The organism is Streptomyces sp. NPDC043738 (genome assembly GCF_056436545.1).
On record NZ_JBWKCJ010000025.1, the window covers coordinates 101822 to 127331 of the forward strand.

The following is a 25510-nucleotide window of genomic DNA, read 5'->3' on the forward strand; positions in this document are numbered from 1 at the left end:
GCAGCCGCAGCGACGCCCCGCGCCGGCGAACACACCGTGCTCCCCCTACTCCCACACGAGACGGCGCACGGCGTGTTCCCGGCATATCTCCGAGCCTAGGGCCGTCGCACCTCTTCCGCACCGCGCGGCCGTCCTGCGGCAGGCCGGGCGGCCGGGTACCCGCGTGCCGCGGCCCGGCGGGCGGCGTAACGTCGGCAATGGCCCGGGAGGGCCGGCGGCGGCCCCTGTGGCCGCGATGTCACAGCGGCAGCGGTGCGAAGGTGCGAGATGAGCGGCGGGACCGGTTCCGGCCCGGTGGACCGGGCCCTGCTCCAGGCGCTGCGGGACTCCGGGGCGTCGGCCGGGGGGCTGTATGTGCTGGCGCCCGACGAGCCGGTGCTGGAGCTGACGGTCATGAGCGGCATCCCGGCTCCGTTCCTGGACCCGTGGGGCCGGGTCGCCCTCGCGGCCCCGATCCCGGTCGCCGTCGCGGCCCGCCACCGGTGCCTGGTGTGGGCGAACGGCCCCCAGCAGCTGGCCCGTGACTTCCCCCGCACGGCGGTGGCCGTCCCCTACGACTTCTCGCTGGCCGCGGCGCCGATCGGCGACGGCGACAGCAGCCGGGGCGCCCTGCTGCTGCTGTGGCCCGCGGGCCATCCGCCGCAGCTGTCGGCGGAGGAGCGGGCGGCGATCGAGGGCGCCTGCCGGCGACTGGCGGCCCTGCTGGCCGACCGTTCCGGTGCCGGTGGCCGGGTGCCGCCGCCCGGGGCGCCCCGCGTGCTGTCGCCCCCACCCGTGCGACCCGTCGGCGCGCGGGAGGCCCTGGCGGCCGTCGACTACCTCGAACGTCTGCCGGGTGGCGCCTGCGCCCTCGACCTGGACGGCCGCATCACCCTCGTGACGACCGGGGCGGTGGAGCTGCTCGGCGAGCCGGAGAGCCGGCTGATCGGGGCGCGCCCCTGGGACGTCCTGCGGTGGCTGCGCGATCCGGTCTTCGAGGACCGCTACCGCGCGGCGGTGATCAGCCGCCGGCCGGTGTCCTTCACCGCCCGCCGCCCTCCGGACCGCTGGCTCACCTTCCGGCTGTTCCCGGACGGGAGGGGCCTGAGCGTATGGATCAACCCCGCGGACGCGGTGGACGACCCGCCCGCGCCGGCCGACCTCACGGGGCCGGAGGCGGTGGTGCCGGTACGCGCCGGGCAGATCTACCACGTACTGCACCTGGCCGCCGCGCTCACCGAGGCCGTGGGGGTCCAGGACGTCGTGGACCTGGTCGCCGACCAGATCGTGCCGGCCTTCGGCGCCCAGGGTGTGCTCGTCTACGCGGCGGAGGGCGGCCGGCTGCGCACCATCGGCCACCGGGGGTACTCCGCCGAAGCCGTCGCCCACTTCGAAGGCGTGGCCCTCGGCGCCGCCAACAGCCCGGCCGTGCACGCCCTGGCCACCGGGGAGCCCCGTTTCTTCTCCTCCCCCGAGGAGATCGAGAGCCTCTACCCCGGTTTGCCGCAGCTGACGGGCAAGGCGGCCCGGGCCGTGCTGCCGCTGATCGTCTCCGGCCGCCCCGTCGGCTGCTGCATCCTCGGCTACACCCGGCCCCGCACCTTCAGCCGGGAGGAACGCCAGGTCCTGACCTCGCTGGCCGGGCTGATCGCCCAGGCCCTGGACCGCGCCCGGCTGTACGACACCAAGCAGCAACTGGCCCACGACCTGCAGGCGGGGCTGCTGCCGCACAGCCTTCCCGTGGTGCCCGGGCTCGCCGTCGCCGCCCGCTATCTGCCGTCGACCCGCGGGATGGACATCGGCGGCGATTTCTACGACCTGATCCGCCTGGACGAGGGCAGCGCCGCCGCGGTGATCGGTGACGTCCAGGGCCACAACGCGGCCGCCGCGGCCCTCATGGGACAGGCCCGCACCGCCGTACACGCCCATGCGACCGCCGGAGCCGCACCGGGCGAGGTGCTGGCCCGTACGAACCGGCTGCTGACCGACCTCGACCCGGACCTGTTCACCAGCTGCCTGTACGTCCACATCGACCTGCGCACCCGGCGGGCGCGTCTGGCCAGCGCCGGCCATCCGCCCCCGGTCCTGCGGCACCCCGACGGGCACGCCACGGTGCTGAAGGTCCCCCAGGGACTGCTGCTGGGCATCGACCCCGCCGCCCGGTACGAGGCCACCGAGGTCGAGCTGCCGCCCGGGTCCGTACTCGCCCTCTACACCGATGGCCTGGTCGAGACCCCGGGGGTCGACCTGGAGCACTCCGTGGCCGGCCTCGCCCGGCGGCTCGACGACGCCCCCTGGCAGGGTCCCGACCGCCTCGCCGACGCCCTCCTGCGGGCCCGTCAGAGCGAGGCGGACCGGCAGGACGACGTCGCCCTGATGCTGCTGGCCTCAGAGCCGGCCCGCCCGGATGTCCGGTCCTGACGCCTGACGTCCCTTCACCGCTGGGTTTCCACCAGCTCCTTGAACTGCTGGAGGTCGCTGCGTACGCCCCGCTCGATCGCGGCCGCCTGGGCGAACCCCTTCGGCCCGCCGAAGGCATCCGTGACGGTGCCGGGCTCGTACTCGAACCGGGCCTGGAGCCTGGTGTGCTCCCCGTCGATCGGCTGCAGCGAGAAGGTGCCCGCCAGTTCGGGACCGCTCGTGGTCCGCCACTTGATCAGGTTGTCCTGGTCACGGTCGGTGATCTGGATGTCGAGCGCCTGGGACCGGCCGCCCGCGTCCACGTCGAGATGCGTCAGTTCGCCCTCGGTACGCGCCTCGCGCACGCCGTCCACGAACCGCGGATAGGTCTCCGCGCGATGAAGGCATTCCCAGGCCGTATGGAGGGGAACGCTGATGTCGATGTGTTCTTCGAGTGTGCTCATCAGGCACCTCACTGCTCGGCTCATGGCTACGCGGTTACGTCTCCAGGGTGCTCCGGGCCGGGTCCGGAGGCGACCCGGGTCGGGCGGCTCGGGGCGAGCGGCGAAGGGCTGAGCGGCAGCACGGCGAGCGGCTCACGGGCATCTCGCGATCGCGATCATCGCGACGTCGTCGCCGAGGTTTCCCCCGGCGTACTGGAGCAGGTCGTGGTGGAGGCGGCGCACCAGTGACGGCGGATCGGTCTCGCGCCAGGAGGCGACCCGTTCGACCAGCGGGTAGAACGCGTTGTCCCGGCCCCGGGCCTCGACCACCCCGTCGGTGTAGAGGAGGAGAAGGTCGCCGACGTCGAATCCGAACGTCTCGACCTCGTACTCGCTCTCCGAGGGGGCACTGAGACCCAGCGGAAGGGCGGGCTCGCGGACCTCCAGGGCATGGACCCGGTCGTCCCGCAGCAGCAGCGGCGGCGGATGTCCGCAGTTGACCATCGACAGGGCGGGGCAGTCGTGGTGGACGTCCATGACCAGCGCGGTCACGAAGGACTCCGCCGCTTCGGCCTCGCCCGCGGCGAGGTGGGCAATGTTCCAGTGCACGGAGTTGCCCAGGTGCGCCACGATGCCGGGCAGCGAGAGGTTGCGGTAGGCGGAGCCCTGGAAGGCCCCGATCAGCACCGCGGCCTCTTCGATGGCGGACAGGCCCTTGCCGCGTACGTCGCCGATGACCAGGCGGATCGCGCCGGGGGCCGGTACCGCCGCGTACAGGTCCCCGCCGATCTGGGACTCGGCCTCGGCGGCGATGTACGCGGACGCGATCTGCAGCGGCCCGATCCGCTCGGGCAGCGGCCGCATCAGGACGTGCTGGGTCGCGACGGCCACCGACTGCACCTGGCTCAGCCGCCGCTCGCGCCGGTCTCGTACGTACCGGAAGAACGTGAGGAACGCACCGATCACGATCAGGGCGGCGATCTGCGCCTGGTGGTTGGCGGTCATCAGCCCGCCGTGCAGATGGCCGACGACGATCTGCGCCGCCACGGCGAGGGCCGCGACGGCGCCGGTGAGACCGGCTCCGGCGAAGGAGGCGGTGATCGCGGGCGCGGCGACCAGGAGCGGGCCCAGGTGGATGGTCGTCGGCGTATGGATGTCGATCACCGTGACGGCGACGATGATCGCCAGCGGCACGGCCAGCAACCCGTGCTTCGGCCGCCAGGCGCCGCCGAGCCGGGTGGCACCGCCCCGGGTGACACCGCGCCGGATGCTCATAACTCCTCTCTACACCTGTGACGACCGCCGCGCCGCGCCGGCCGGTGAGCACCGCGGTTCAGGCACTACGGGAAAAGCGGATGCCACACCCCTCCATCGTAGGTAATGTGCGCACAGGCATTAAGCCTATTACTCGTTCCCCTTCAGGGAGGGTTTGATGATTCCGGGACTCGTCAGGACCTGGGCGGCGGGCTGGGCCGTCTCCCGCGCCACCCCGCCGCCGGCCGAGCGGCCCTGGGGGTGCTATCTCGACGTGGGCAAGCCCGACCAGGTGGGCCGCCATGTCCTGCCCGAGGCGCATGAGTCGGCGGTACGTGCGGCCGCCGCCTCGGTGACCGTGCCGCACACCTGGCTCAAGGTGCCCATGGATCCGGACGGCATCGGCCCCTGGCTGCCCGCGGGGTGGGTGGTGGACGAGGACGAGGCCGGCCATCTGATGGCCGCGGACCTGACGGCCACGGACCCGGTGGCACCCGCGGGGTACACCGTGTCCCTGGAGACCCGCGTCGGCGTCACCTACGCCCAAGTGCACTCGGCGGCCGGCGAGTTGGCGGCTCAGGGGCAGCTGGCGGTCCTCGGGCGGGCCGCGGTCGTCGACCGCGTCGTCACCCAGGAGGCGCACCGCCGCCGCGGCCTGGGCGGCCTGGTGATGCGCACCCTCGCCGACCACGCCGTGGCCGCGGGCGCGACCCTCGGCGTGCTCGGCGCGACCGACGAGGGGCGCGCGCTCTACGAGACCCTGGGCTGGAAGACCCACGCCCCGCTGGCGGCGTGCGTCTACCGCCCGTAGGGAGCCAGCCCGTACGGGGCCAACTCCTGGCTCCCGTGGTTCCCGTGGCCCCGTGGCCCCGCGGTCCCGCGGTCCCGTAGCCCCGCGGTCCCGTGGTCCCCGCGCCCCCGCGACCCCGCCCCCGGAATACCCCCCGCCCCCGCCACGTTGTGGCCCACAGGGGGCGCTCGCTCCCCCTACGGGATCCGTTCGCCCGCCCCCTAGGACCCCACGCACCACCTCCCCCAGGACCTCACGGCGTCGGCAGCCCCGGGCCGGTGCAGTGCACATCCGCCGCGGGGACGGTCCCGTCGACCAGGTACGCGGCGGCGGCGCCGTCCACGCAGGCGTTGCCCCGGCTCGCGAACACGCCGTGGGAGTAGTCGTGGTGAAGGGTGATCAGGCGCGAGCCGGGCAGGTGGCGGCGGAGCCGGCGGGCGCCCTCGATGGGGGTGACGGGGTCGTGCGCCGAGGCGATCAGCAGGACCGGGGGCGCCGCCGGACTGCCCAGGCGGGTGCGGTGGGCGGGCTCGTGGTGCCAGTAGGCGCAGGCCGAGGCCTCCATTCCCGTGACGAGCGGCTGGGGGTCGTGCCGCCGCAGGCGCCGCAGGTCGGCCGTGACCCGTCCGGGCGTGGGACCGGGCCCGTCCGCGCACTTCACCACGCGGTTCGCGGACTGGAAGGCGCGTGACGCGGCCCCGTCGAAGGGGTCGTCGGGGCGCAGGAGTTCGGTGCCGCCGTACCGCAGGTACGCATGGATGCCGGCCGCGAGGTCCGCCCAGCGTTCGGTGCGGCCGAGGGCCCGGTAGACGGCGCGGTCGAACGCGGCGGATCCGAAGCCGTCCACGGGGTGGGCCGCGAGCGCCCGGCGCGCCCGCAGATAGGCGGCCCGGACCCGGCCGGCGCTGCCGCCGAGGCCGAGGCGCGCATCGTGCCGGGCGGCCCAGGCGAAGAACACCTCGCGCTGGCGCAGCAGCGCCCGGCTCTGCCGCAGGTCGAAGTCGTACCACCCCCAGGGGCCGACGACGCTGTCCAGCACCATCCGGCCGACGTGCCGCGGGAACCGTGCGGCGTAGGCGGCGCCGAGGTAACTGCCGTAGGACACACCGAGGAAGCCGATCCGCCGCTCGCCGAGAGCGGCGCGCAGGGCATCCATGTCGCGGGCGGTCTCGGTGGTGGACAGGTGGGCCAGGGCATCGCCGGCGCCGTCGGCGCAGTCGCCGGCCAGCCGCCGGAGCGAGTCGAGGTACGCCTCCTCCGCCGGGCGTCCGACCGGCAGGGGGTCGGGGCCGGGGGCGGCGAAGAGGCCCCCCATCGGGCCGCAGTCGACGGGCGCGCTGCGCCCGGTGCCGCGCGGGTCGAACCCGATCACGTCGTACGAGCGGCGCACGCTCTCGGGCAGCTTGGCGCGCTTGGTGACGGCGTAGGGCACGCCCGGCCCGCCGGGCCCGCCCGGGTTCACCAGCAGGACACCGCGACGCCGGGCGGGTGGGCCGGAGGCGCGTACGCGGGACACGGCCATGCGGATGCGCCTGCCGTCCGGGTGCGCCCAGTCGAGGGGGACGCTCAGCCAGCCGCATTCGACGCGGTCGGGCGCCGCCGGGGCCGGTACGGACTGCGGGCAGGCGCCGAAGCGGAGTGGCGGCTTCGGGGCGCCGGCGTGGACGGGGGCGGCCGGGACCAGGGCGGTGGCGGTGGCGGCGGCCACCAGGGCGCGCCGGGCACGTCGGCGGCGTACGGCGGGAGTCACGGGGTTCCTCTTCACGGGATCGACGAGTGGACAACGGGGCCTCAGATGACAATGAAAACGATTATCGTTAAGGTGGGGACTCGTCAAGGCGGCCCGTCTCCCTGCCCGGAGCCCGGCCGGCCTGCGTCCAACTCGCCTTCCGTGAAAGGGAAACCGTGGCCCATCTGCTGATGGTCGAGAGCTGGGTCGGATCGATGAGCAGGCTGCTGCCACGAGCGATCCGCGAGGGCGGGCACGAGTTCACCTTCCTCACCCGTGACCTGCACCACTACCTGCGCACCGCGCCCGAGGGCGCCGCGCATCCGCTGCTGTCGGCGCGCAACGTACTGACCGCCGACACCAACGACCTCGAAACCCTGCTGCCCCTCGTCGAGCACCTCCACGACGCGCTGGGCTTCGACGGGGTGATCACGTCGTGCGACTACTACCTCCCGACGGCCGCGCGGATCGCCGCCCGGCTGGGCCTGGCGGGCCCCGCTCCCGCCGCGGTCGACAGCGCCTGCCGCAAGGACGCCACCCGCCGGGTGCTGGCCGACGCCGGACTGCCCGGGCCGCGCTTCGCCGTCTGCGCGGACCGCTCCGAGGCCGCCGGCGCGGCGCGGGAGATCGGCTATCCGCTCGTACTGAAGCCGGTGGACCTGTGCGCCGGGATGTTCGTCCGCCGCGTCGACGACGAGGCCGGGCTGGCCCGTGCCCACCAGGCGCTCGCCGACTTCCCCGTCAACGCGCGCGGCCAGCGGCGCGCGCCGGTGGTGCTGCTCGAAGAGCTGCTCCACGGGCCCGAAGTCAGCGTGGAGACGGTGTCGTTCGACGGGACGACGCAGGTGGTCGGGGTGACCGACAAGAGCGTCGGCGGTGCACCGGCCTTCGTCGAGACGGGGCACATGTACCCCGCGGCGCTCTCCCCCGCCGACGCCGAGGCGGCCGCCCAGACCGCCCGCCGGGCGGTGGCCGCCCTCGGTCTGGACGCGGTGGTGGCGCACACCGAGATCAAGCTGACCGCCGACGGCCCCCGGGTCGTCGAGGTCAATCCGCGCCCCGCCGGCAACCGCATCACCGAACTCGTCCGCCATGTGGCGGGGATCGACCTGGCCGCCGCCGCTGTCGACGTGGCCCTCGGCCGCGAGCCGGACCTGCGGCCGCGGGCAACCGGGCTGCGCAGCGCCGCCATCGGGTTCCTGGTGCCGGATGCCGCGGGCGTGCTCGCGTCCGTCGGCGGAGCCGACGAGGTGCGCGGGGCCGACGGCCTGCTGGAGCTGGAACTCGCCGAACCCGGCAAGGTGGTCAGGGCCGCGGGCAGCAACAACGAGTACCTGGGCCACGTCATGGCCGGCGACGCCGAGGGGCCCGGAGCCCGCGAGCGGGTCGAGGCCCTGCTCTCGGCGCTGTGTCCGAAGGTGGCCGCCCGATGAGCGCCCGCACCGCCCCCCACCGCACCGCGGCCTCGTACGACGAACTCGTCGAGCGGGTGCTGGCCGGTGGCTTCGGCCCCGACCCGCGCACCACCCGGATCGCGGTGGCCTTCGCCACGCGCCAGTCCGTACGGCACGACGGGCGCGGCGGCGGCTACCGCAACGAGGTGCTGAGCCTGCGCCTGGCCGCGGCGGTCGGCTCGTGCGCGGTCGAGCCCGGCGCCCTGCCCGACGGCGCGGTGGACGACTGCGTCGGTGCCGACGTCGCCCGGCTGCTGACGCATGAACTGGTGCCGGTACGGGTGGCCGCGCTGGACGCCTACCTGGCACACGTCCTGCCGCACACTCCCTCGGCCGGCGCACGGCCCTGGCCGCTGCCCGCCGGGAGTTCGCTGGCGAAGTCCCGGGCGAGGGCCAGGGCCGTCACCGGGCTGCTCGACGTCCCGCCGGGAGGCACCGTGCTCGTCGTCGGGGTGGTGAACTCGCTGCTGGAGGCGCTGCGGGCGCGGGGCGTGCGGTACATACCCTGCGACCTCAAGGGCGGTACCACGGAGTGGGGCGAGCCGGTGCGCACCGACGCGGCCGCGGAACTGGCGCGCTGCGAGGCCGTCCTGGCCTCGGGGATGACGCTCGGCAACGGCAGCTTCGAGCCGCTGCGCCGGCACGCGCGGCAGCACGGCAAGCCGCTGGTGATGTTCGCCCAGACCGGCAGCGCGGTGCTGCCGCGCCTCATCGGCGCCGGGGTGAGCGCGGTGTGCGCCGAGCCGTACCCGTTCTTCTGGCTCGACGGCGGTCCGGGCGTCATCCACCGCTACGGCGGCCCCGAGCACCCCGAGGACGCCCGGTGACCACAGCAGTCCTCAGCCCCGTCGGCAACACCTCGCTCCTGGCCCTGCTCGGCCGGACCCCGCTCGCCCGCATCACCGCCGATCTGCCCTGCCCGCAGCCCGGCTTCTGGGGCAAGCTCGAAGGGCTCGGCGTCGGCGGTATGAAGGCGCGGGCGGCGGTGTCCATGCTGCTCGGCGCCAAGGAGCGCGGCGAACTGCGGCCGGGCGCACCGGTGGTGGAGTCCACCTCCGGAACCCTGGGCATCGGGCTGGCCTTCGCCGGCCAGGCCCTGGGGCATCCGGTCGTGCTGGTGGGCGACGCGGAGCTGGAGCCCTCGATGCGCCGGCTGCTGCGCGCCCACGGCGCCCGCCTGGAGATCGTCGACCGCCCGGCGGCCGAGGGCGGCTGGCAGGCCGCGCGGCTGGCGCGGCTGCGGGAGACGCTGGCGCGGCTGCCCGGCGCGTACTGGCCCGACCAGTACAACAACCCCGACAACGTGGCCGGTTACGCCTCGCTCGCCGCCGAGCTGGCCGCCGGGCTGGACCACCTCGACGTGCTGGTGTGCAGCGTCGGCACGGGCGGCCACAGCGCCGGCATCGTCCGCCCGCTGCGGCGGCACTGGCCCCGGCTGCGGCTGATCGGCGTCGACGCCACCGGTTCGACCATCTTCGGCCAGCCCGCCAGGCCCCGGCTGATGCGCGGCCTGGGCAGCAGCATCCATCCGCGCAATGTCGCCTACGAGGCGTTCGACGAGGTCCACTGGGTCGGCCCCGCCGAGGCCGCCGACGCCTGCCGACGCCTGGCCCGCGGCAACTTCGTCAGCGGCGGCTGGAGCACCGGGGCGGTCGCCCTGGTCGCGGCCTGGGCCGCCCGGGTCCATCCGGGAGCCGTCGTCGCCGGGGTCTTCCCCGACGGTCCGCACCGCTACCTCGGCAGCGTCTACGACGACGACTTCCTCGCCGCGCACGGCCTCGACCCCGCCGGGGCCGCCACCCGTCCGGTCGAGATCCCGCACCCGCAGGCCGTGGAGGCCACCGGCTGGACCCGGTGCCGCGCCGTCGCCGACCCGCTCGCCCGCCGAACCCCCCACAGCCAGGAGATCCCGTGAAAGTCAGTCAGCGCACCGTACGCCTCGCCCTCGCCGAGCCGCTGCGCATATCCCGCTCCACCATGGCGGCTCGTGAGGCGGTCTGGCTGTCCGTCGAGCACGAGGGGCGGCACGGCCACGGAGAGGCCGTCTCCAGCGTGTACTACGGCCTCGACGCCGACACGCTCGGACGGCTGATACATGCCCGGTCCCAGTGGCTGGCCCGCTTCGCCGATCCGGAGAGCGCCCTGGAGGAGCTGCGCGGCCACGGCCCGGCGGACACCCCGCCCGCCGTGACCGCCGCCGTCGAGTCCGCGCTGCTGGACCTGGTGGGCAAGCGCGCGGGCACCCCGCTGTACACCCTGCTCGGCGCCGCCGGCCCGCCGTCCGCGGCGACCGCCCGCACCCTCGGCCTCACCTCGCCGGAACGGGCCGCGGCCCGCGCCGCCGGCCTGGTGCGGGACGGCTTCTCGGTCCTCAAGATCAAGGCGGGCTCCCCCGACCCCGCCGACGACCTGGCCCGCGTCGGGGCCGTACGGGCCGCCGCGCCCGGGGCGCGGCTGCTGCTCGACCCCAACGGCGGCTGGCGCGCCACCGAGGCGGAGCGCCTGCTGCACCGCTTCGCGGCCCTCGGCGTCGAGGCCGTCGAACAGCCGATCGCACCCGGCGACCCCGAGGCGCTGGCGAGGCTCGCCGAGCGCTCGCCGCTGCCGGTCGTCGCCGACGAGGACGCGGTCGGCCACGAGGACGCCCGTCGCCTGGCCGGGCGGGTGCAGGGCATCAACGTCAAGCTCGCCAAGTGCGGCGGGGTCGGCGCGGCCCTGCGGATCGCCGAACTGGTCGCCGGGAGCGGCACCGAGCTGATGCTCGGCTGCCTGACCGCCAGCACCCTCGGCATCGCCCCCGCCGTCCACCTCGCCGACCGCGCCCGGTGGACCGACCTCGACGGGCATCTGCTGCTCGCCCACGACCCGTGGACCGGCATCGCCGGCACCGACGGCACCGTCCGGGCGAGCCGGCGCCCGGGCCTGGGCGTGCGGCCGCTTACGGACCGCGGAGCGCGGCCGTGAGGACCTGGCGCGAGATCCGCGGCTTCCCCGTCGCGATACGGCTTCTGCTGGTCAACCAGTTCGGCGTGAACACCGGCTTCTATCTGCTCATCCCCTACCTCGCCGTCCACCTCGGCGAGGACCTCGGGCTGTCGGCCGCGGTCGTCGGCATCGTGCTCGGCGTACGCAACCTCAGCCAGCAGGGCCTGTTCCTGATCGGCGGGTCGGCCGCGGACCGGCTGGGCGCGCGAGGGGTCATCATCGCCGGCTGCGGGCTGCGCACCGTCGGCTTCGGACTCTTCGCGCTCGGCGACGGATGGGCGGTGCTGCTGGCCGCCTCGGTGCTCAGCGGGCTGGCCGGGGCGCTGTTCAACCCGGCCGTGCGCGCGTACCTCGCGCTGGCGGCGGGCGAGCGGAAGGCGGAGGCGTTCGCCCTGTTCAACGTGTTCGCGACGGCCGGCGCGCTGGTGGGGCCGCTGCTCGGCAGCGCGCTGCTGCTGGTCGACTTCCGGGTCGCCGCGCTCACCGCGTCCGGGCTCTTCGCGGTGCTCACGGTGGCCCAGGCCCTGGTGCTTCCGGCAGGCACGGTCGCGCCGTCCGGGAACAGCGTCGTGGCGGACTGGCGCGAAGTGGCCGGCAACCGGGGCTTCGTGGCGTTCGCGCTGGCCATGGTCGGCATGTTCACCATGGAGAACCAGCTGTATCTGCTGCTGCCCGACGGCGCGCGCCGGGCCACCGGCTGGGACGGCGCGGCGGGCGTGGTGTTCCTCGTCGGCACCCTCACCAACCTGGGGCTGCAGCTGCGCCTCACCCGGGCCCTGAAGGAGCGGGGCAGCCGGGCCCGGTGGATCAGCGGGGGAATCGCCCTGATGGGCCTGGGCTTCCTGCCGCCGATGGCGGTGGCGGGGGCCGGGACCGCACATGGCGACCCGGTCGGCGCGGCGCTGCGCCTGCTGCCGGTCCTGGGCGGTGCCCTGCTGCTCTACCTGGGCGTGATGATCGCCCAGCCGTTCGTGATGGAGCTGATCCCCGGCTTCGGCCGCCCCGAGCTGACCGGCACGTACTTCGGGCTGTTCTACGTGGTCTCGGGCGTCGCCGCGGCCGTCGGCAATGCCGTCGTCGGCTGGGCGATGGACGCCGGTGAGCACACGGGCGCGCGGTGGCTGCCCTGGGCGTGCTGCCTGGCCTTCGGACTCCTCTCCGCGGCGGCCGTCGCCTGGCTGCACCGCCTGCGGTCCCTGCCCGACCGTACGCCGGCCGAACCGGTGCCGGCATGAGGGCGGTCCGACGCCGGCGCACGGCGCAGCCGGCGCGGTACGAGGCAGACAGCCGCGGCCCGGCACGACCGCGTAAGGAGCACCCATGACGGACCCGAACCTGCTGACCGACAACCCGGTCCTGTACGAGGCCCGCTTCCCCGACGACACCCGGCTGGCCGGCCGCTGGGCCGAGGACTGCCTGCGCCGGTACGGCGCCGGTCCGCGGGTCCTCGACCTCGGTTGCGGCACCGGCCGCGACGCCGCGCATCTGCACGGCGCCGGCCGCAGGGTCGTCGGCGCCGACCTGTCCGAGGCGATGCTCGGCCACGCCCGCCGCCACCACCCCGGGCCCGAGTACGTCCGGGCCGATCTGCGCCGCTTCGACCTGGGGGAAGGGCGTTTCGACGCCGTGGTGTGCCTGGACAGCGCCCTGCTGTACTGCCACACCAACGAGGAGCTCGACGGCCTGTTCGCCTCGTGCCGCCGGGCCCTGGCGCCCGGTGGACTGCTGCTGGCGGAGATGCGCAATGGGGCCTTCTTCCTCGGCCGTACCGAACTGCTCGACGGCCCGTCCGTCAGCGCCTTCACCTGGCGGGGCGTCACCCACCGGTCGACGACGGCGCTGCGGGTGGACCGCGCCGCGCAACTGCTGTGCCGTACCCGGGTGTGGACCGCCGACGACGCCTCGCCGCCGGTCGAGCAGCACTCCGCGTGGCGGCTGCTCTTCCCGCAGGAACTGCGCCATCTCCTCGGCGCCCACGGCTTCGAAGTGCTCGCCCTCTACGACCGGCCCGGCCCGCGCACGGATCCTCCTTGGCGCGCGGGGGATCCGCCCGCCACCACGGCCGACGGCGACCGGCTCCATCTCGTCGCCCGGCTCACGCGGGAGACCTGACCGCGCCCGTCGGCGCCGCGCCGGACACCGCTCCCACCGGGGTGCCGAACGGCCGCCGCCGGCCCCACATCACGCTCCCCGCTCCCCCGCTCGCCCCCTATCCCGCTCTGTCGCCGCCCGCTCTCGAAGGACACCGCCATGGACCACCACGTCCCCGTCAACGACCCCCGTCTCCCCGGGCTGCGCCGCCGGGGTTTCCTCGCCGCCGCCGGCGGGGCGGCCGGGCTCGGTGCGCTCGCGCTCGCCGGCTGCTCCGGCTCCCCGCTCTCGGCGGGTGACGCCTCCGAGGGCGGCAGACCCCGGCGCGGCGGACGGCTGCGCGCCGCCTTCGCGGGCGGCGGTGCGAGCGAGACCCTCGATCCGCACCTCGCCAACCTCTTCGCCGACGCCGCCCGCGCCAAGGCACTCTTCGACAAGCTCGCCGACTACGGCCCCGATCTCGCCGCCCGGCCCCGGCTCGCCGCGGCGTGGCAGCCGAACGCGGGCCTGGACCGGTGGCGGGTCTCGCTGCGCAAGGCCGCGTTCCACGACGGCAGTCCGGTGACGGCCCGGGACGTGCTCTACAGCTACCGCCGCATCGCCGACCCGAAGAAGGCGTTCCGGGCCAAGGCGTCGCTGGAGCCGATCGATCTCAAGGCCAGCCGGGCGGTGGACGCGCGGACCGTCGAGTTCGTCCTCAAGCGACCGACCGCCGAATTCCCCAATGTGCTCGCCGCGTTCGGCGCGTACATCGTCCCCGAGGGGGCCCGGGACTTCGACCGCAAGCCGATCGGCAGCGGTCCGTTCCGCTTCGTGTCGTTCACGCCCGGCACGTCCGCCGTCTTCCGCCGCAACGACGCCTACTGGGGCGGTGCCCCCTACCTCGACGAGCTGGAGTTCGTCGTCGCCAACGAGGAGTCGGCGCGGGTCAACGCCCTGCTGGGCGGCCAGGTCGAGTACGCGCACGAGCTGAACCCCGCCACCGCCCGCGCCCATGAGGACCAGGGGCAGATCACCATCGTCCGGCTGCGCAACAGCGCCATGCAGGCGTTCGCGATGAAGACCGACCGGCCGCCGTTCGACGACCGGCGGGTCCGCGAGGCGTTCTTCCTGATGGCCGACCGCAAGGAGCTGGTCGACGGTGCGCTGTCCGGTGCCGGCGAGGTCGGCAACGATCTGTTCGGCAAGGGGTACGAGTACTACGCCGGCCATCTGCCGCAGCGCACCGCGGACCTCGACCGGGCGCGGCACCTGCTGAAGCAGGCCGGTGCCGAGAAGCTGCGGATCACCCTCGACACCTCGCCCGTCGCGTCCGGATTCACCGAGGCCGCGGCGATCTTCCGGGACCAGGCAGCCGGGGCCGGAGTGCGCATCGAGGTCAGGACCGGCAGCAAGGACAGCTACTGGACCGACATCCTGGACTCCGGGACGCTGTGCTGCTACCGCTCCGGTGCCATGCCCATCGAGTCCCATATCTCGCAGCGCCTGCTCACCGACTCCTCCACCAACGCCACGCACTGGCGGCACAAGGACTTCGACGCCCTGTACCGGCAGGCGCAGTCCACCAGGGACAGGAAGGACCGTGCCGCCGTCTACGCGCGCATGCAGCGGCGGCTGTACGCCGAGGGCGGCTTCCTGGTCTGGGGCTTCGCCGACTGGATCCTGGGCACCGCCCGCAACGTGCGGGGCGTCGAGCGCGAGGCGCCCGCCAACTCCCTTGACTGGGCGCGGTTCGACAAGGTCTGGCTGGCGTGAGCGGACGGAGCGTGGGGGTCCCCCTGGCCGGCGGCGGGGGAGAACCATGAGCGGGCTGCGGTCCTGGTTCGCCCGGCGGTTGCTGGCCGGTGCGGCGCAGACGGCGGCCGTGGTGCTGCTGGTCTTCGCGCTCACCGAGGCGCTGCCGGGCGACGCGGCGGTGGCGCTCGCCGGCGACCAGCCCGACCCGGAGCGGATCGCGGCCCTGCGCGCGGCGCTGCACCTGGACCGGCCGGCGCACGAACGCCTGGCGGCGTGGGCGGCCGGGCTGTTGCACGGCGACCTCGGCACGTCCCTGACGTCGGGCCGGCCGGTCAGCGGGTATCTCGCGGACGGGTTCGGGCCGACCGTGGTGCTGGCCGTGCTCACCGTCGCGCTGCTGGTGCCGGCCGGCGTCGGGCTCGGTGTGCTGGCCGCCCGGCACGAGGGGCGGCTCGCGGACCGGCTGATCAGTTCGGTGACGCTCGGCGTGTACGCGGTCCCGGAGTTCGCCATCGGCGTGCTGCTGGTCACGGTGTTCGCGCTGCGCCTGGGCTGGCTGCCGCCGACCGCCGTCGGCTACGGCACCGATCTGCTCGCCCATCCGGCGGCGCTGGTGCTCCCCGTCCTGGTCCTGCTGTCGCGGCCGGTGTGCTCACTGGCCCGCCTGGTACGCGCCGGCATGATCGACGCGCTGGCCGCCCCGTACTGCGCCCATGCCCGCCGCTACGGCGTCCCGGGCGCCCGCGTCCGGTACGCGCACGCCCTGCCCAACGCGGTCGCGCCCGCCGCCCAGCAGCTGGCCCGCACCGTCGACTGGCTGCTGTGCGGGGTCGTCGTCGTGGAGGCGCTGTTCGTCATTCCGGGGCTGGGAACGGTGCTGATGAACGCCGTCGCGGAGCGCGACCTGCCTGTGGTGCAGGGTCTGGCCGTGGTCTTCGGCGTGGCGACGGTGGTGCTCAACCTGGGCGCCGACCTGGTCGCCCACCGATTCGCGCCGCGGGCGGGGGTGGCGGCATGAGGAAGCCCACCGGTGCCGGGCCGGGGCGCTGCGCGCTCGCCCTGGCCGTCGTCGCCGTGCCGCTGGTGCTCGCCCTGCTCGGTCCGCTGCTCGCGGGTGAACCGGGGCCCCGGGCGCCTTCCTTCAGGCTCGGCGGCGGCCACTGGCTGGGCACGGACTTCGTCGGACGGGACGTGTGGCGGCAGGTGCTGCTCGGCGGGCGGTCGGTGATCCTCGTCGCGCTGGTCGCGACGGCGCTGGCCTATCTGGTGGCGCTGCCGGTCGGGCTCGCGGGCGCGCTCACCCACCGGGCGTGGCTGGAGGAGCTGCTGATGCGGCCCTGGGACGTGCTGGTCGCGGTGCCGTCGCTGCTGCTGATCCTGCTGGTGGCCGCGGTCGCCTCGCCGGGGGCGGTGGGGCTGTCGCTGCTGGTGGCCCTGGTCAACATCCCCGATGTGGCACGGATGGTGCGGGCCACGGCCGCCGAGGCGGCCTGTCGTCCCGTGGTGGAGGCGCTGCGCATGCAGGGCGAGTCCTGGTGGCGGACGGCCGTGGGGTACGTCGGCCGATCGGTGGCGCGCACCCTCGTCGCGGATGCCGGCGTACGGCTGACGGGGGTGCTGTATCTGGTCGCCACGGCGGCGTTCCTCGGCGTCGGTGTGGCGCCGGACGCGGCCGACTGGGCGGTGATGGTGGACCGCAACCGTACGGGGCTGTTCGTCCAGCCCTGGGCCGTGGTGGTGCCGGCGCTGCTGATCGTCGCGCTGACGGTGGGGAGCAATCTGCTCTTCGACGCCGTACTGGAGAAGAACGCCGCCGGAGCGGGAAGGAGGAGGCGGGCATGAGCGTGATCGCCGAGATCAGGGATCTGCGCGTCGAGGTCGACGGGCGGCCGATCGTCGACGGGGTCGGGCTGCGGGTCCGGGCCGGGAAGGTCACCGCGCTGGTCGGCGCGTCCGGCAGCGGCAAGACGACGACCGGTCTGGCCCTGCTGGGCGAGTACCCGGCGGGTGCGCGGGTGACCGGCGAGGTGCGGGTGGCCGACGGCCTGGTCGGCTATGTGCCCCAGCACCCCGGCGCGGTCCTCAACCCCGCCCGGCGGGTCGGCGCGCTGCTGTCCGACATCGCCCGCGGCCAGGTACGGGCCCTGCCCCGGGCCGGGCGGCGGGCGGCGGCCGGTGAGCGCATCCGGCGGGCGCTGGCCCTGGCGCAGCTCCCGGAGGGCGAGGCGCTGCTCGGCCGCTGTCCGCACCAGCTGTCGGGGGGCCAGCAGCAGCGGGTGGTGCTGGCGCAGGCGCTGCTGGCCGGGGCCGGGGTGGTGGTCGCGGACGAGCCGACGACGGGTCAGGACGCGGTGACCAAACGGCGCGTCGTCGGCGAGCTGGCGGCACTGGCCCGGCAGGGCATCGGGGTGCTGCTGCTGAGCCACGACCTGGATGTCGTGCGGGCCCTGGCCGATGAGGTGTTCGTGATGCACGGTGGCCGCGTGGTGGAGGCGGGCCCCGCCGAGCGGTTGTGGCGGGCGCCGCGGCATCGGTGGACCGCTGAGCTCCTCGCCGCGGAAACCGGGCTCGCCGCGGAAACCGGGGTGGGCCAGAGCCCACCGGCGGGCGCGGGCCGTGCGGTGCTGGAGGTGCGGGGTCTCGCGGCCCGGCACCGTGACGGCTCCCGGACCGCCACCGAGGTGCTGCGGCTGCCCGGACTCACCCTCCGCGCGGGCGAGTTCCTGGCCGTCGTCGGCCGCTCCGGCAGCGGGAAGACCACGCTGGCCCGCTGCCTGGCCGGGCTGCACCGCGACTTCCACGGCGAGATCCGGCTCGACGGCACGGTGCTCCCGCGCAGTGTGCGGGCGCGGACCCGTGCGCAACTCGGTGCGGTCCAGTACGTCTTCCAGGACGCCGGGGCCGCCTTCGACGAGCACCGGCCGGTGCTGGACCAAGTGGCGCGCACGGCGGTGCGACTGCGCGGGGCGGATCCGGGTGAGGCCGCGGCGGAGGCGCTGCGTACGCTGGCCACGCTCGGGCTGACCGAGGAGCTGGTGCGCCGCGCGCCCGGACGGCTGTCGGGCGGCGAGTTGCAGCGCGCCGCGCTCGCCCGCGCGTTGCTGGCCCGGCCGAGGGTGCTCCTCTGCGACGAGATCACCTCCGGGCTCGACGCGGTCACCCGGCGCGGTCTGCTCGGCACGCTCACCGCTCTGCTGCGCGACCGGCCGGAGCTGTCCCTGGTGCTGATCACCCACGACCTCGCCACCGCCGCGGCGGCCGCCCGGATCGCCGTACTGGACGCCGGTGAACTCGTCGAACAGGGCCCGGCGCGGCAGGTGCTCACCGCACCGCGGCACGCCTTCACCGCCTCGCTCGTGGAGGTCGCGGCGGACCTGACGGCCCACGACGGAGCCCGACCGGTGCCGGGCTAGGGTCCGTCCGACCCCGACCCGTCGGTCGGACCCGCCCCGGTACGTCCGTCCCCAACCGGCCGACGGCACACTCGTTTCCGCCCGGTGGCACACTCGTTTCCGCCATCGTGCGCGGCAGGGAACCGCACCGTCCAGCACACCGTGTACCACCTGGTGGGAGCCCTTTGACCAGCGGCTTCAGAAACGGGGGAACGAGTGATGTCGGACGAAATGGTGTTCCGGAGCGAGGATGTGCCCGCGGCGGACCGGTTCGATTACTGGACCGAGCTGTTGGGCCGTACCCACGCTCCCATGGAGTTGCGCAGCGACTACGCCGACGACTTCCGGGCTTCCCAGCGCGTGCTGGGCCTCGGCGCCGTCACCATGTGGTCCGCCACGTTCCAGCCGCTGGTCTTCCGGCGCACGCCGAAGCTGATCCGGCAGTCCGACCCCGAGACGTACCACCTCGCGCTTCTCTTACGCGGGCGAGCGACAGGAACGTGGCGACACCGGGAAACCGACTTCAAGCCGTACGACCTGTTCATCAACTCCTCCTCGCTGCCGGACGAGGTCCACAGCACCGGGGCCCCGGTCACGTCGGTGGCGCTGGAGATTCCCAAGGCCCTGGTACCGCTCCCGCGCGACGTGGCCCGCCGGATAGTCGGGGCGCCGGTGTCCGCCCGGGAAGGGATGGGCGCCCTCCTGGCGCAGTTCCTCACCCAACTCACCGAGGACACCACCCCGTACCAGCCCACCGACAGACTCCGGCTGGGCACGGTCCTGACCGATCTGACCGCCGCGCTCTTCGCCCACCTGCTCGAAGCCGGCCACTGCCTCCCCCCGGAGACCCACCGTCGGACCCTCACCCTGCGCGTCCAGGCCTTCATCCGCGAGCACCTGCACGACCCCGACCTCACCCCGGCCACCATCGCCGCGGCGCACCACATCTCCCTCAGCTATCTGCACCGCCTCTTCCGGGACCAGGACGCCACAGTGGCCGCGTATATCCGCCGCCTACGCCTGGAGGCGGCCCACCGCGACCTCACCGACCCGGCCCTCCACGCCACCCCCATCTGCACCATCGCCACCCGCTGGGGGTTCCCCCGCGCATCCGACTTCAGCCGCGCCTACCGCGCCGCCTACGGCACCACACCCAGGGACCACCGGCACCAGTCCCTCCACGGCCACGAGTGAACTCATTGCCAAGACAGTTGTGCACTCAGCGCTCACGACGCACCGCCCGCATTCCGGCATCTTGAAGGGGCGACGGTGAGATCGTTTCCCTTCTCACAGATTCGCCTGTCCGATGAATCCGGAAACGGGCACCCATGAATTCCACAACAGCTGGACACTGAATTACATAACGGATAGACGCACATTGGCAGGTGCGCGCGCAGCAGCAGTCGCAATCGTCATTGCGGTTCTACGGACAGCGTGAGGCGTGGTCTCGGCCGGAGCACCACCACCGCCCCCTCACGTAGAGTGCCGCATCGCACACGCAGAGCGACCGACGTCGACGAGATGTCGCGCCACATCCTCGCGCGTCACAGATGTGCAGGAATGGTAGTCAAGAGTTTCGAAGATGTTACGGACCAGACATCGACAGCGTGCCTACTATGGCCAGCTTGTTCAGACGAGTATTCGCACAAGTTCTCACCCCCCACGCGAATCCCCGTGTGTCCCCTGTGCCCCCTTGTGTACCCCTCTGGAGAGACCGTGACCCAGATCCTGCCGAGAGCCGCCGCCCTCACCGGCGGCCTCGTCGCCGCCACACTCGCCCTCAGCGCCTGTGGCTCCGACGCGTCGACCAACGCCGACGGAGAGAGCGCGGCCACCGCGATATCGGCCGAGGACTTCGGGGGCATGGACGCGCTCGTCAAGGCAGCCAAAGAGGAAGGCACGCTGAACGCCATCGCGCTCCCCCGCGACTGGGCCAATTACGGTGCACTGATCGACGGCTTCGAGAAGAAGTACGGCATCAAGATCAAGGTGGAGAACCCGGACGGCGCCAGCCAGGACGAGATCAACGCCGTCACCTCCCGCAAGGGCAAGGACGGGGCGCCCGACGTACTCGACCTCGGCAGCTCCTTCGCGTATAGCGCCGCCCAGCAGGATCTGCTCGCCCAATACATGGTCGCCGATTTCATCGACATCCCCGACGGCCAGAAGGACACGCTGAGCCGCTGGTACAACGGCTACGGCGGCTATATCTCCATCGGCTGCGACGCCCATCGCGTGAAGACCTGCCCGACCACCTTCAAGGATCTGCTCAAGCCGGAGTACAAGGGGCAGGTCGCGCTCAACGGCAACCCCACCAAGTCGGGTTCGGCCTTCGGCAGTGTGTACGCGGCCGCCCTCGCCAACGGCGGCTCCTTCGACTACATCCAGCCCGGCCTCGACTTCTTCGCCAAGCTCAAGAGGAACGGCAACTACACGCCCGTCCAGTCCACCTCGGCCACCATCATGAAGGGCCAGACGCCGATCGTCCTCGACTGGGACTACCTCAACGCCGGGTACACCGACGAGTTCAAGAGCAAGGGACTCGACTGGCAGGTCGCGGTCCCGGAGGACGGCAAGTTCTCGCAGTACTACTCGCAGGCCATCAACAAGAACGCCCCGCACCCGGCGGCCGCCCGACTGTGGCAGGAGTACCTCTACAGCGCCGACGGCCAGAACCTCTGGCTCAAGGGCTACGCCCGCCCGGCCCTGATGGCCGCCATGGAGAAGGACGGCACGCTCGATAAGACCGCGGCCGCCAAGCTGCCGAAGGTCTCCGGCACTCCGCGATTCCCCACCGAGTCGCAGCTGGGCCATGCCAAGGATGACATCGCCCAGGGCTGGGGCAAGTCCGTCTCCAGGTAACCGCGACTCTCACCGGGGCCGACGCGGTGCCCGCCGTTTCCTCGGAACGGCGGCGCCGCGCGGCCGGCCGGCAACCAGGCCGCCTCTCTCCGGCCGGGCGCCGGGTGCGCGCCACGGCCGTTCGTCATCGTCGTCGACGAGCGTGGCGCCCCGGGCCGAGGAGCGCAGTCACAGCGGGCGTGAGGTCAAAGCACCCTCTTTCGTGACCGTCAGGCGCGCCTGACGGCCACCCGGCGAGCAGTCGCGGCCGTTGGGATAGGTCGGCCGCGGGGTGATGCTGATCTGTCGGTCGAGCACGGTGGCGCCCCGCCGGTTCTGGAACACCAGCCTGACGCGTATCGGCTTCCCCGGGAGGTCACGTACGAACGCGAAACCGGGCCGGACAGAAGGCCCGGGCGTTTGGGCGGTCGTCGCCGCCGGGCTCTCCGCGGCGGTTGCGGATTCCGTGGTCATCACGGGGTTTCCCGGAGCCGCCGGGTCTGCCGGTCGGGTCTGCCGCAACTGCAGCGCGCGCTTGCGGCATGCGCCGTCCCAGCAGGCCGTAAGGCTCGCGCCGGCCACCCTGTTCGCCAGTCGCGGATGGACCTCCACCCGGATCCCCGCGGGCGCGTCCATCAAAGTGCAGGGATGGGTGCCTCCCGCGGGGCCCCCGCACGCGGTCAGCAGCACCAGAGCCGCCAGGGGTACCACCGCCGATCCGACGTTCCGTCTCACCCTGGCTCCTCGCCGACCCTCTGCGTCTTGATCACGGCCGCTCATGCTCGCACGACATCTGCCCCAGCCGGCCGACGGGGACCGTCCCGTGCGATCGCCTCCCCGTTCCCGAGCCAGGGACATGCGGGCGTGACGGGGCCACCGCGAGCACAGCCACGGCGCCGGACTCCGTCGTACGGAGACGAGTGGCCGGTCGTCCGCCCGATGCACTTCCATGGGGCCGTGGACACGACGATGATCGGTCGGAGGCAACGCAAGGTGACACCGCTCAGGACGCGGCGGCGACGACACCCGCGGATGGCAGGGCCGTCGTCGGCTCGGGGTCCGATACTTGGACCGGCGAGCCCGTCACCTCTGTGACGTCCAGAGAAAGGCTTGACACGCCACCAGGAAGGTCGTCGACGTCACGTCAGCATCAGCCCCGCCGGACCCCGCATACGACCGCCACAGAGCGCCACAGAGCGCCACAGAGTGCCAAGATCAGAAACTGCCGGAACTGCAGGATTCCACTCTGACCTGGTGAAACACCGGCCAGAGGCACGACTTCCACACGACTTCTAATCTCACCTGGAGGTACCGATGAGGATGTTGATCAACGTCGCGGAGACCGTCGTCGCCGACGCGCTGCGGGGAATGGCCGCGGCGCATCCCGAGCTGGTGGTGGATGCCGAGAACCGGGTGATCGTGCGGCGGGACGCGCCGGTGGCGGAGAAGGTGGCGCTGGTGTCGGGGGGCGGCAGTGGGCACGAGCCGCTGCACGGGGGGTTCGTCGGGCCCGGGATGCTGGATGCGGCCTGCCCCGGGGAGGTGTTCACCTCGCCGGTGCCGGACCAGATGGTGCGTGCGGCGGCGGCCGTGGACAGTGGGCGTGGCGTGTTGTTCGTGGTGAAGAACTACACGGGGGACGTGCTCAACTTCCAGATGGCACAGGAGCTGGCGGAGGACGAAGGGGTGCAGGTCGCCTCCGTGTTGGTGGACGACGATGTCGCGGTGACCGACTCGACGTTCACGGCGGGGCGGCGCGGGACCGGCGCGACGCTGTTCGTGGAGAAGATCGCCGGGGCGGCGGCCGAGGAGGGGATGCCGCTGGAGCGGGTGGAGGCGGTGGCCCGGCAGGTCGTCGGCTCCTCGCGCAGCTTCGGGGTGGCGCTCAGTGCGTGTACGACGCCGGCGAAGGGCAGCCCGACGTTCGATCTGCCCGCCGGTGAGCTGGAGTTGGGGGTGGGGATCCACGGCGAGCCGGGGCGGGAGCGGCGCGCGATGATGACCTCGCACGAGATCGCGGACTTCGCGGTGGATGCGATCCTGGAGGACCTTCAGCCGCGGCTGCCGGTGCTGGTACTGGTCAACGGCATGGGTGCGACGCCGCTGCTGGAGCTGTACGGCTTCAACGCGGAGGTGCGCCGGGTGCTGGACGAGCGGGGCGTGGCGGTGGCCCGGACGCTCGTCGGGAACTATGTGACCTCGCTGGACATGGCAGGCTGCTCGGTGACGCTGTGTCAGGTGGATGGTGAGCTGCTGCGGCTGTGGGACGCGCCGGTGCAGACCGCGGGGCTCCGCTGGGGCCGCTGAGGTCCGCGCACCCGCTCAGTGACCGAACGACCTAAGGAGAGTAGCCCGTGTCCGAAACGGCCCTGGATGCCGCGTTCTTCGTACGCTGGATGACGGCGGCGGCCACCGTCATCGACCGGGAGGCCGACCGGCTCACCGAGCTGGATTCGGCCATCGGTGACGCCGACCACGGCAGGAACATGCAGCGTGGGTTCGCGGCCGTGGTCAAGACGGTGGCGGAGGGCGAGCCGCCGGCGACGCCCGGTGCGGTGCTGGTCGCCGCCGGGCGGCAGTTGATTTCGAGTGTGGGCGGCGCGTCCGGGCCGTTGTACGGGACGCTGCTGCGGCGTGCCGGAAAGGCGCTCGGCGACGCGTCGGAGGTGTCGACGGAGGAGTTGCGGGCGGCGCTGGGCGCCGGTGTGACCGCGGTGGGGCAGCTCGGCGGGTCGGCGCCGGGTGACAAGACGATGCTCGATGCGCTGGAGCCGGGGGTGGCGGCGCTGGCGACCTCGTTCGACGCGGCGGCCGAGGCCGCCGGGGACGGCGCCTCGGCGACCGTACCGATGCAGGCCAGGAAGGGCAGGGCCAGCTATCTGGGCGAGCGCAGTATCGGGCATCAGGATCCGGGGGCGACGTCGTCGGCGCTGCTGTTCGAGGCGCTCGCGCAGGTGGCGAAGTGAGCGCGGCGCAGGCGCAGGCGGGCACCGGCGGTGCGGCCGGCGACGGCAACCCGCTGGTCGGAGTGGTGCTGGTGTCGCACAGCGGGCCGGTCGCCGAGTCCGTCGCGACGTTGGCCGTCGGACTGGCCGGAGGCGGGGCGCAGGCTCCGGTGGCGGCCGCGGGCGGTACGCCGGACGGCGGGCTGGGGACCAGTTCGGAGCTGATCACCGAGGCGGCGCGGGCGGTGGACCGCGGTGCCGGGGTCGCGATCCTGGTCGACCTGGGCAGCGCGGTGCTGACCGTCAAGGCGCTCATCGCCGAGGGGGACGAACTCCCCGAGGGCGCGCGGCTGGTGGACGCGCCGTTCGTGGAGGGGGCGGTGGCCGCGGTGGTCACCGCTTCGGCGGGCGCGGATCTGGACGCCGTCGCGGCGGCGGCCGCGGAGGCGTACGGGTACCGCAAGGAGTGAGGGGCGGGGCGGTGGCCGGGCGAGCCGGGCGCGGGCCCGGCCGCCGTCCCGTTCAGGGCTTGCGGGCGACGGCCGCGTAGCAGGCGGCCTCCGCGTCGGTGACGTGGGTGGCGTCCTCGGGACGGTCGGGGCGCCATTGGTGGGAGAGGGTGACGCCGGGGTCCAGCAGCTCCCAGCCGTCGAAGAAGCGGGCGAACGCGGCGCGGGGGCGGAACTGCAGGACGGTCCCGGCGTCGGCGTAGATCTTGAGGATCTGCTCCATCGTCTCGGGGCTGAAGTCCGCCGTCGCGTGCGTCATCGCCAGGACCGAGCCGCTGGGGAGGGCGGACTTGAGGGTCTCGACGATGCCGTGGGCGCGCTCGTGCCCGTCGTCGGGGACGAAGTGCATCAGGGCGTTGAGGCTGAGCGCGACGGGCCGGCTCAGGTCGAGGGTGTCGAGGAGCCGCGGTGCGCCGAGGATGCCTTCGGGGTCGGTGACATCGGCCTGGAGGTAGGCCGTGCGGCCCTCGGGCCTGCTGTGCAGGAGGGCCGCGGCGTGCGCGAGGACGATGGGGTCGTTGTCGGTGTAGACCACCCGGGCGTCGGGGGCGACGTCCTGGGCGATGTCGTGGAGGTTCGGCCGGGTGGGGATGCCGGTGCCGATGTCGAGGAACTGCCGCAGGCCGGATGCGGCCAGGAAGCGGGTGGCGCGGTGCATGAACTCGCGGTTGATGCGGGCCGCGACCAGCGCGGCGGGGAAGACGCCCAGCACGCTGCCGGCGGCCATCCGGTCGGCCAGGAAGTTGGTCTTGCCGCCCAGGAAGTAGTCGTAGATCCGGGACGAGTGGGCCCGGTCCAGCTGTAGGTCCACCACGGGCTCGTGGTCGTTCATCGTCCGCTGCCTCCCCAGTACGGCGTACCGCCCCCCCGTCCCCTCCCGGCGGCCAGGGGGCGCACTCTTAGGAGCCATGCGCCCTCGTTGTGCGCAACACGCCTCCGTGCACACGGCTGCTGGAGCACT

General features: G+C 73.7%; 22 protein-coding genes. 17 read left to right on the forward strand and 5 right to left on the reverse strand.

Annotation, left to right across the window (positions count from 1 at the left end):
* Positions 1-267: 267 nt before the first annotated feature.
* Complete coding sequence (locus AC0680_RS28060) at positions 268-2400, forward strand: SpoIIE family protein phosphatase (protein WP_478633954.1); 2133 nt, start codon at positions 268-270, stop codon at positions 2398-2400.
* A gap of 14 nt (positions 2401-2414) precedes the next feature.
* Here the strand turns inward: AC0680_RS28060 and AC0680_RS28065 are convergent, their stop codons facing one another.
* The gene (locus AC0680_RS28065; protein ID WP_478633957.1) at positions 2415-2843 is read right to left on the reverse strand and encodes an SRPBCC family protein; all 429 of its coding nucleotides are present in this window, start codon (positions 2841-2843) and stop codon (positions 2415-2417) included.
* A 132-nt stretch (positions 2844-2975) separates the two neighbouring features.
* Positions 2976-4097: a PP2C family protein-serine/threonine phosphatase gene (locus AC0680_RS28070; RefSeq protein ID WP_478633960.1), complete on the reverse strand. Its 1122-nt coding sequence runs from the start codon at positions 4095-4097 to the stop codon at positions 2976-2978.
* 157 nt (positions 4098-4254) lie between these two features.
* Between AC0680_RS28070 and AC0680_RS28075 the strand changes: the two genes are divergently transcribed.
* Complete coding sequence (locus AC0680_RS28075) at positions 4255-4887, forward strand: GNAT family N-acetyltransferase (RefSeq protein ID WP_478633963.1); 633 nt, start codon at positions 4255-4257, stop codon at positions 4885-4887.
* 232 nt (positions 4888-5119) lie between these two features.
* On the opposite strand, the gene AC0680_RS28080 is transcribed toward AC0680_RS28075, so the two are convergent.
* Positions 5120-6616: an alpha/beta hydrolase gene (locus tag AC0680_RS28080; protein ID WP_478633965.1), complete on the reverse strand. Its 1497-nt coding sequence runs from the start codon at positions 6614-6616 to the stop codon at positions 5120-5122.
* Positions 6617-6771: 155 nt separating this feature from the next.
* Between AC0680_RS28080 and AC0680_RS28085 the strand changes: the two genes are divergently transcribed.
* From AC0680_RS28085 to AC0680_RS28140, 12 genes are all read left to right on the forward strand, one after another.
* A complete protein-coding gene (locus tag AC0680_RS28085; RefSeq protein WP_478633968.1) occupies positions 6772-8028 on the forward strand; it encodes an ATP-grasp domain-containing protein in 1257 nt (418 codons plus the stop codon).
* On the forward strand, positions 8025-8876 hold the full coding sequence (locus tag AC0680_RS28090; RefSeq protein WP_478633971.1) for a Rossmann-like domain-containing protein: 852 nt from the start codon (positions 8025-8027) through the stop codon (positions 8874-8876). Before AC0680_RS28085 ends, AC0680_RS28090 begins: the two co-directional genes overlap by 4 nt.
* Positions 8873-9964, forward strand: a complete 1092-nt coding sequence (locus AC0680_RS28095) for a PLP-dependent cysteine synthase family protein (RefSeq protein ID WP_478633974.1) — start codon at positions 8873-8875, stop codon at positions 9962-9964. Before AC0680_RS28090 ends, AC0680_RS28095 begins: the two co-directional genes overlap by 4 nt.
* Positions 9961-11013 (forward strand): mandelate racemase/muconate lactonizing enzyme family protein, encoded by a 1053-nt coding sequence (locus tag AC0680_RS28100; RefSeq protein WP_478633976.1) that lies wholly within the window; start codon positions 9961-9963, stop codon positions 11011-11013. Before AC0680_RS28095 ends, AC0680_RS28100 begins: the two co-directional genes overlap by 4 nt.
* Complete coding sequence (locus tag AC0680_RS28105) at positions 11010-12269, forward strand: MFS transporter (protein ID WP_478633979.1); 1260 nt, start codon at positions 11010-11012, stop codon at positions 12267-12269. The genes AC0680_RS28100 and AC0680_RS28105 overlap by 4 nt, the downstream gene beginning before the upstream one ends.
* An 85-nt stretch (positions 12270-12354) precedes the next feature.
* Complete coding sequence (locus AC0680_RS28110; protein WP_478633982.1) at positions 12355-13146, forward strand: class I SAM-dependent DNA methyltransferase; 792 nt, start codon at positions 12355-12357, stop codon at positions 13144-13146.
* 138 nt (positions 13147-13284) lie between these two features.
* Positions 13285-14880: an ABC transporter substrate-binding protein gene (locus tag AC0680_RS28115; RefSeq protein WP_478633984.1), complete on the forward strand. Its 1596-nt coding sequence runs from the start codon at positions 13285-13287 to the stop codon at positions 14878-14880.
* A gap of 46 nt (positions 14881-14926) precedes the next feature.
* Positions 14927-15880 (forward strand): ABC transporter permease, encoded by a 954-nt coding sequence (locus AC0680_RS28120; protein ID WP_478633987.1) that lies wholly within the window; start codon positions 14927-14929, stop codon positions 15878-15880.
* On the forward strand, positions 15877-16704 hold the full coding sequence (locus tag AC0680_RS28125; protein WP_478633989.1) for an ABC transporter permease: 828 nt from the start codon (positions 15877-15879) through the stop codon (positions 16702-16704). The genes AC0680_RS28120 and AC0680_RS28125 overlap by 4 nt, the downstream gene beginning before the upstream one ends.
* Complete coding sequence (locus AC0680_RS28130; RefSeq protein WP_478633992.1) at positions 16701-18275, forward strand: ABC transporter ATP-binding protein; 1575 nt, start codon at positions 16701-16703, stop codon at positions 18273-18275. The genes AC0680_RS28125 and AC0680_RS28130 overlap by 4 nt, the downstream gene beginning before the upstream one ends.
* 198 nt (positions 18276-18473) lie before the next feature.
* On the forward strand, positions 18474-19448 hold the full coding sequence (locus AC0680_RS28135; protein WP_478633995.1) for an AraC-like ligand-binding domain-containing protein: 975 nt from the start codon (positions 18474-18476) through the stop codon (positions 19446-19448).
* 522 nt (positions 19449-19970) lie between these two features.
* Positions 19971-21116: an ABC transporter substrate-binding protein gene (locus AC0680_RS28140; RefSeq protein WP_478633998.1), complete on the forward strand. Its 1146-nt coding sequence runs from the start codon at positions 19971-19973 to the stop codon at positions 21114-21116.
* Between the two features lie 168 nt (positions 21117-21284).
* Here the strand turns inward: AC0680_RS28140 and AC0680_RS28145 are convergent, their stop codons facing one another.
* Entirely contained in the window at positions 21285-21569 is a 285-nt protein-coding gene (locus AC0680_RS28145) for a hypothetical protein (protein ID WP_478634000.1), read from the reverse strand.
* Positions 21570-22409: 840 nt separating this feature from the next.
* Here AC0680_RS28145 and dhaK point away from each other — a divergent pair.
* From dhaK to AC0680_RS28160, 3 genes are read left to right on the forward strand one after another with little or no spacing between them, the layout of a single operon-like run.
* Complete coding sequence (gene dhaK, locus AC0680_RS28150) at positions 22410-23402, forward strand: dihydroxyacetone kinase subunit DhaK (protein WP_468978404.1); 993 nt, start codon at positions 22410-22412, stop codon at positions 23400-23402.
* 47 nt (positions 23403-23449) lie between these two features.
* Positions 23450-24061, forward strand: a complete 612-nt coding sequence (gene dhaL / locus AC0680_RS28155) for a dihydroxyacetone kinase subunit DhaL (RefSeq protein WP_478634003.1) — start codon at positions 23450-23452, stop codon at positions 24059-24061.
* The gene (locus AC0680_RS28160; protein WP_478634005.1) at positions 24058-24510 is read left to right on the forward strand and encodes a PTS-dependent dihydroxyacetone kinase phosphotransferase subunit DhaM; all 453 of its coding nucleotides are present in this window, start codon (positions 24058-24060) and stop codon (positions 24508-24510) included. Before dhaL ends, AC0680_RS28160 begins: the two co-directional genes overlap by 4 nt.
* A gap of 52 nt (positions 24511-24562) precedes the next feature.
* Here the strand turns inward: AC0680_RS28160 and AC0680_RS28165 are convergent, their stop codons facing one another.
* A complete protein-coding gene (locus AC0680_RS28165; protein WP_478634007.1) occupies positions 24563-25381 on the reverse strand; it encodes an SAM-dependent methyltransferase in 819 nt (272 codons plus the stop codon).
* Positions 25382-25510 lie beyond the last annotated feature (129 nt).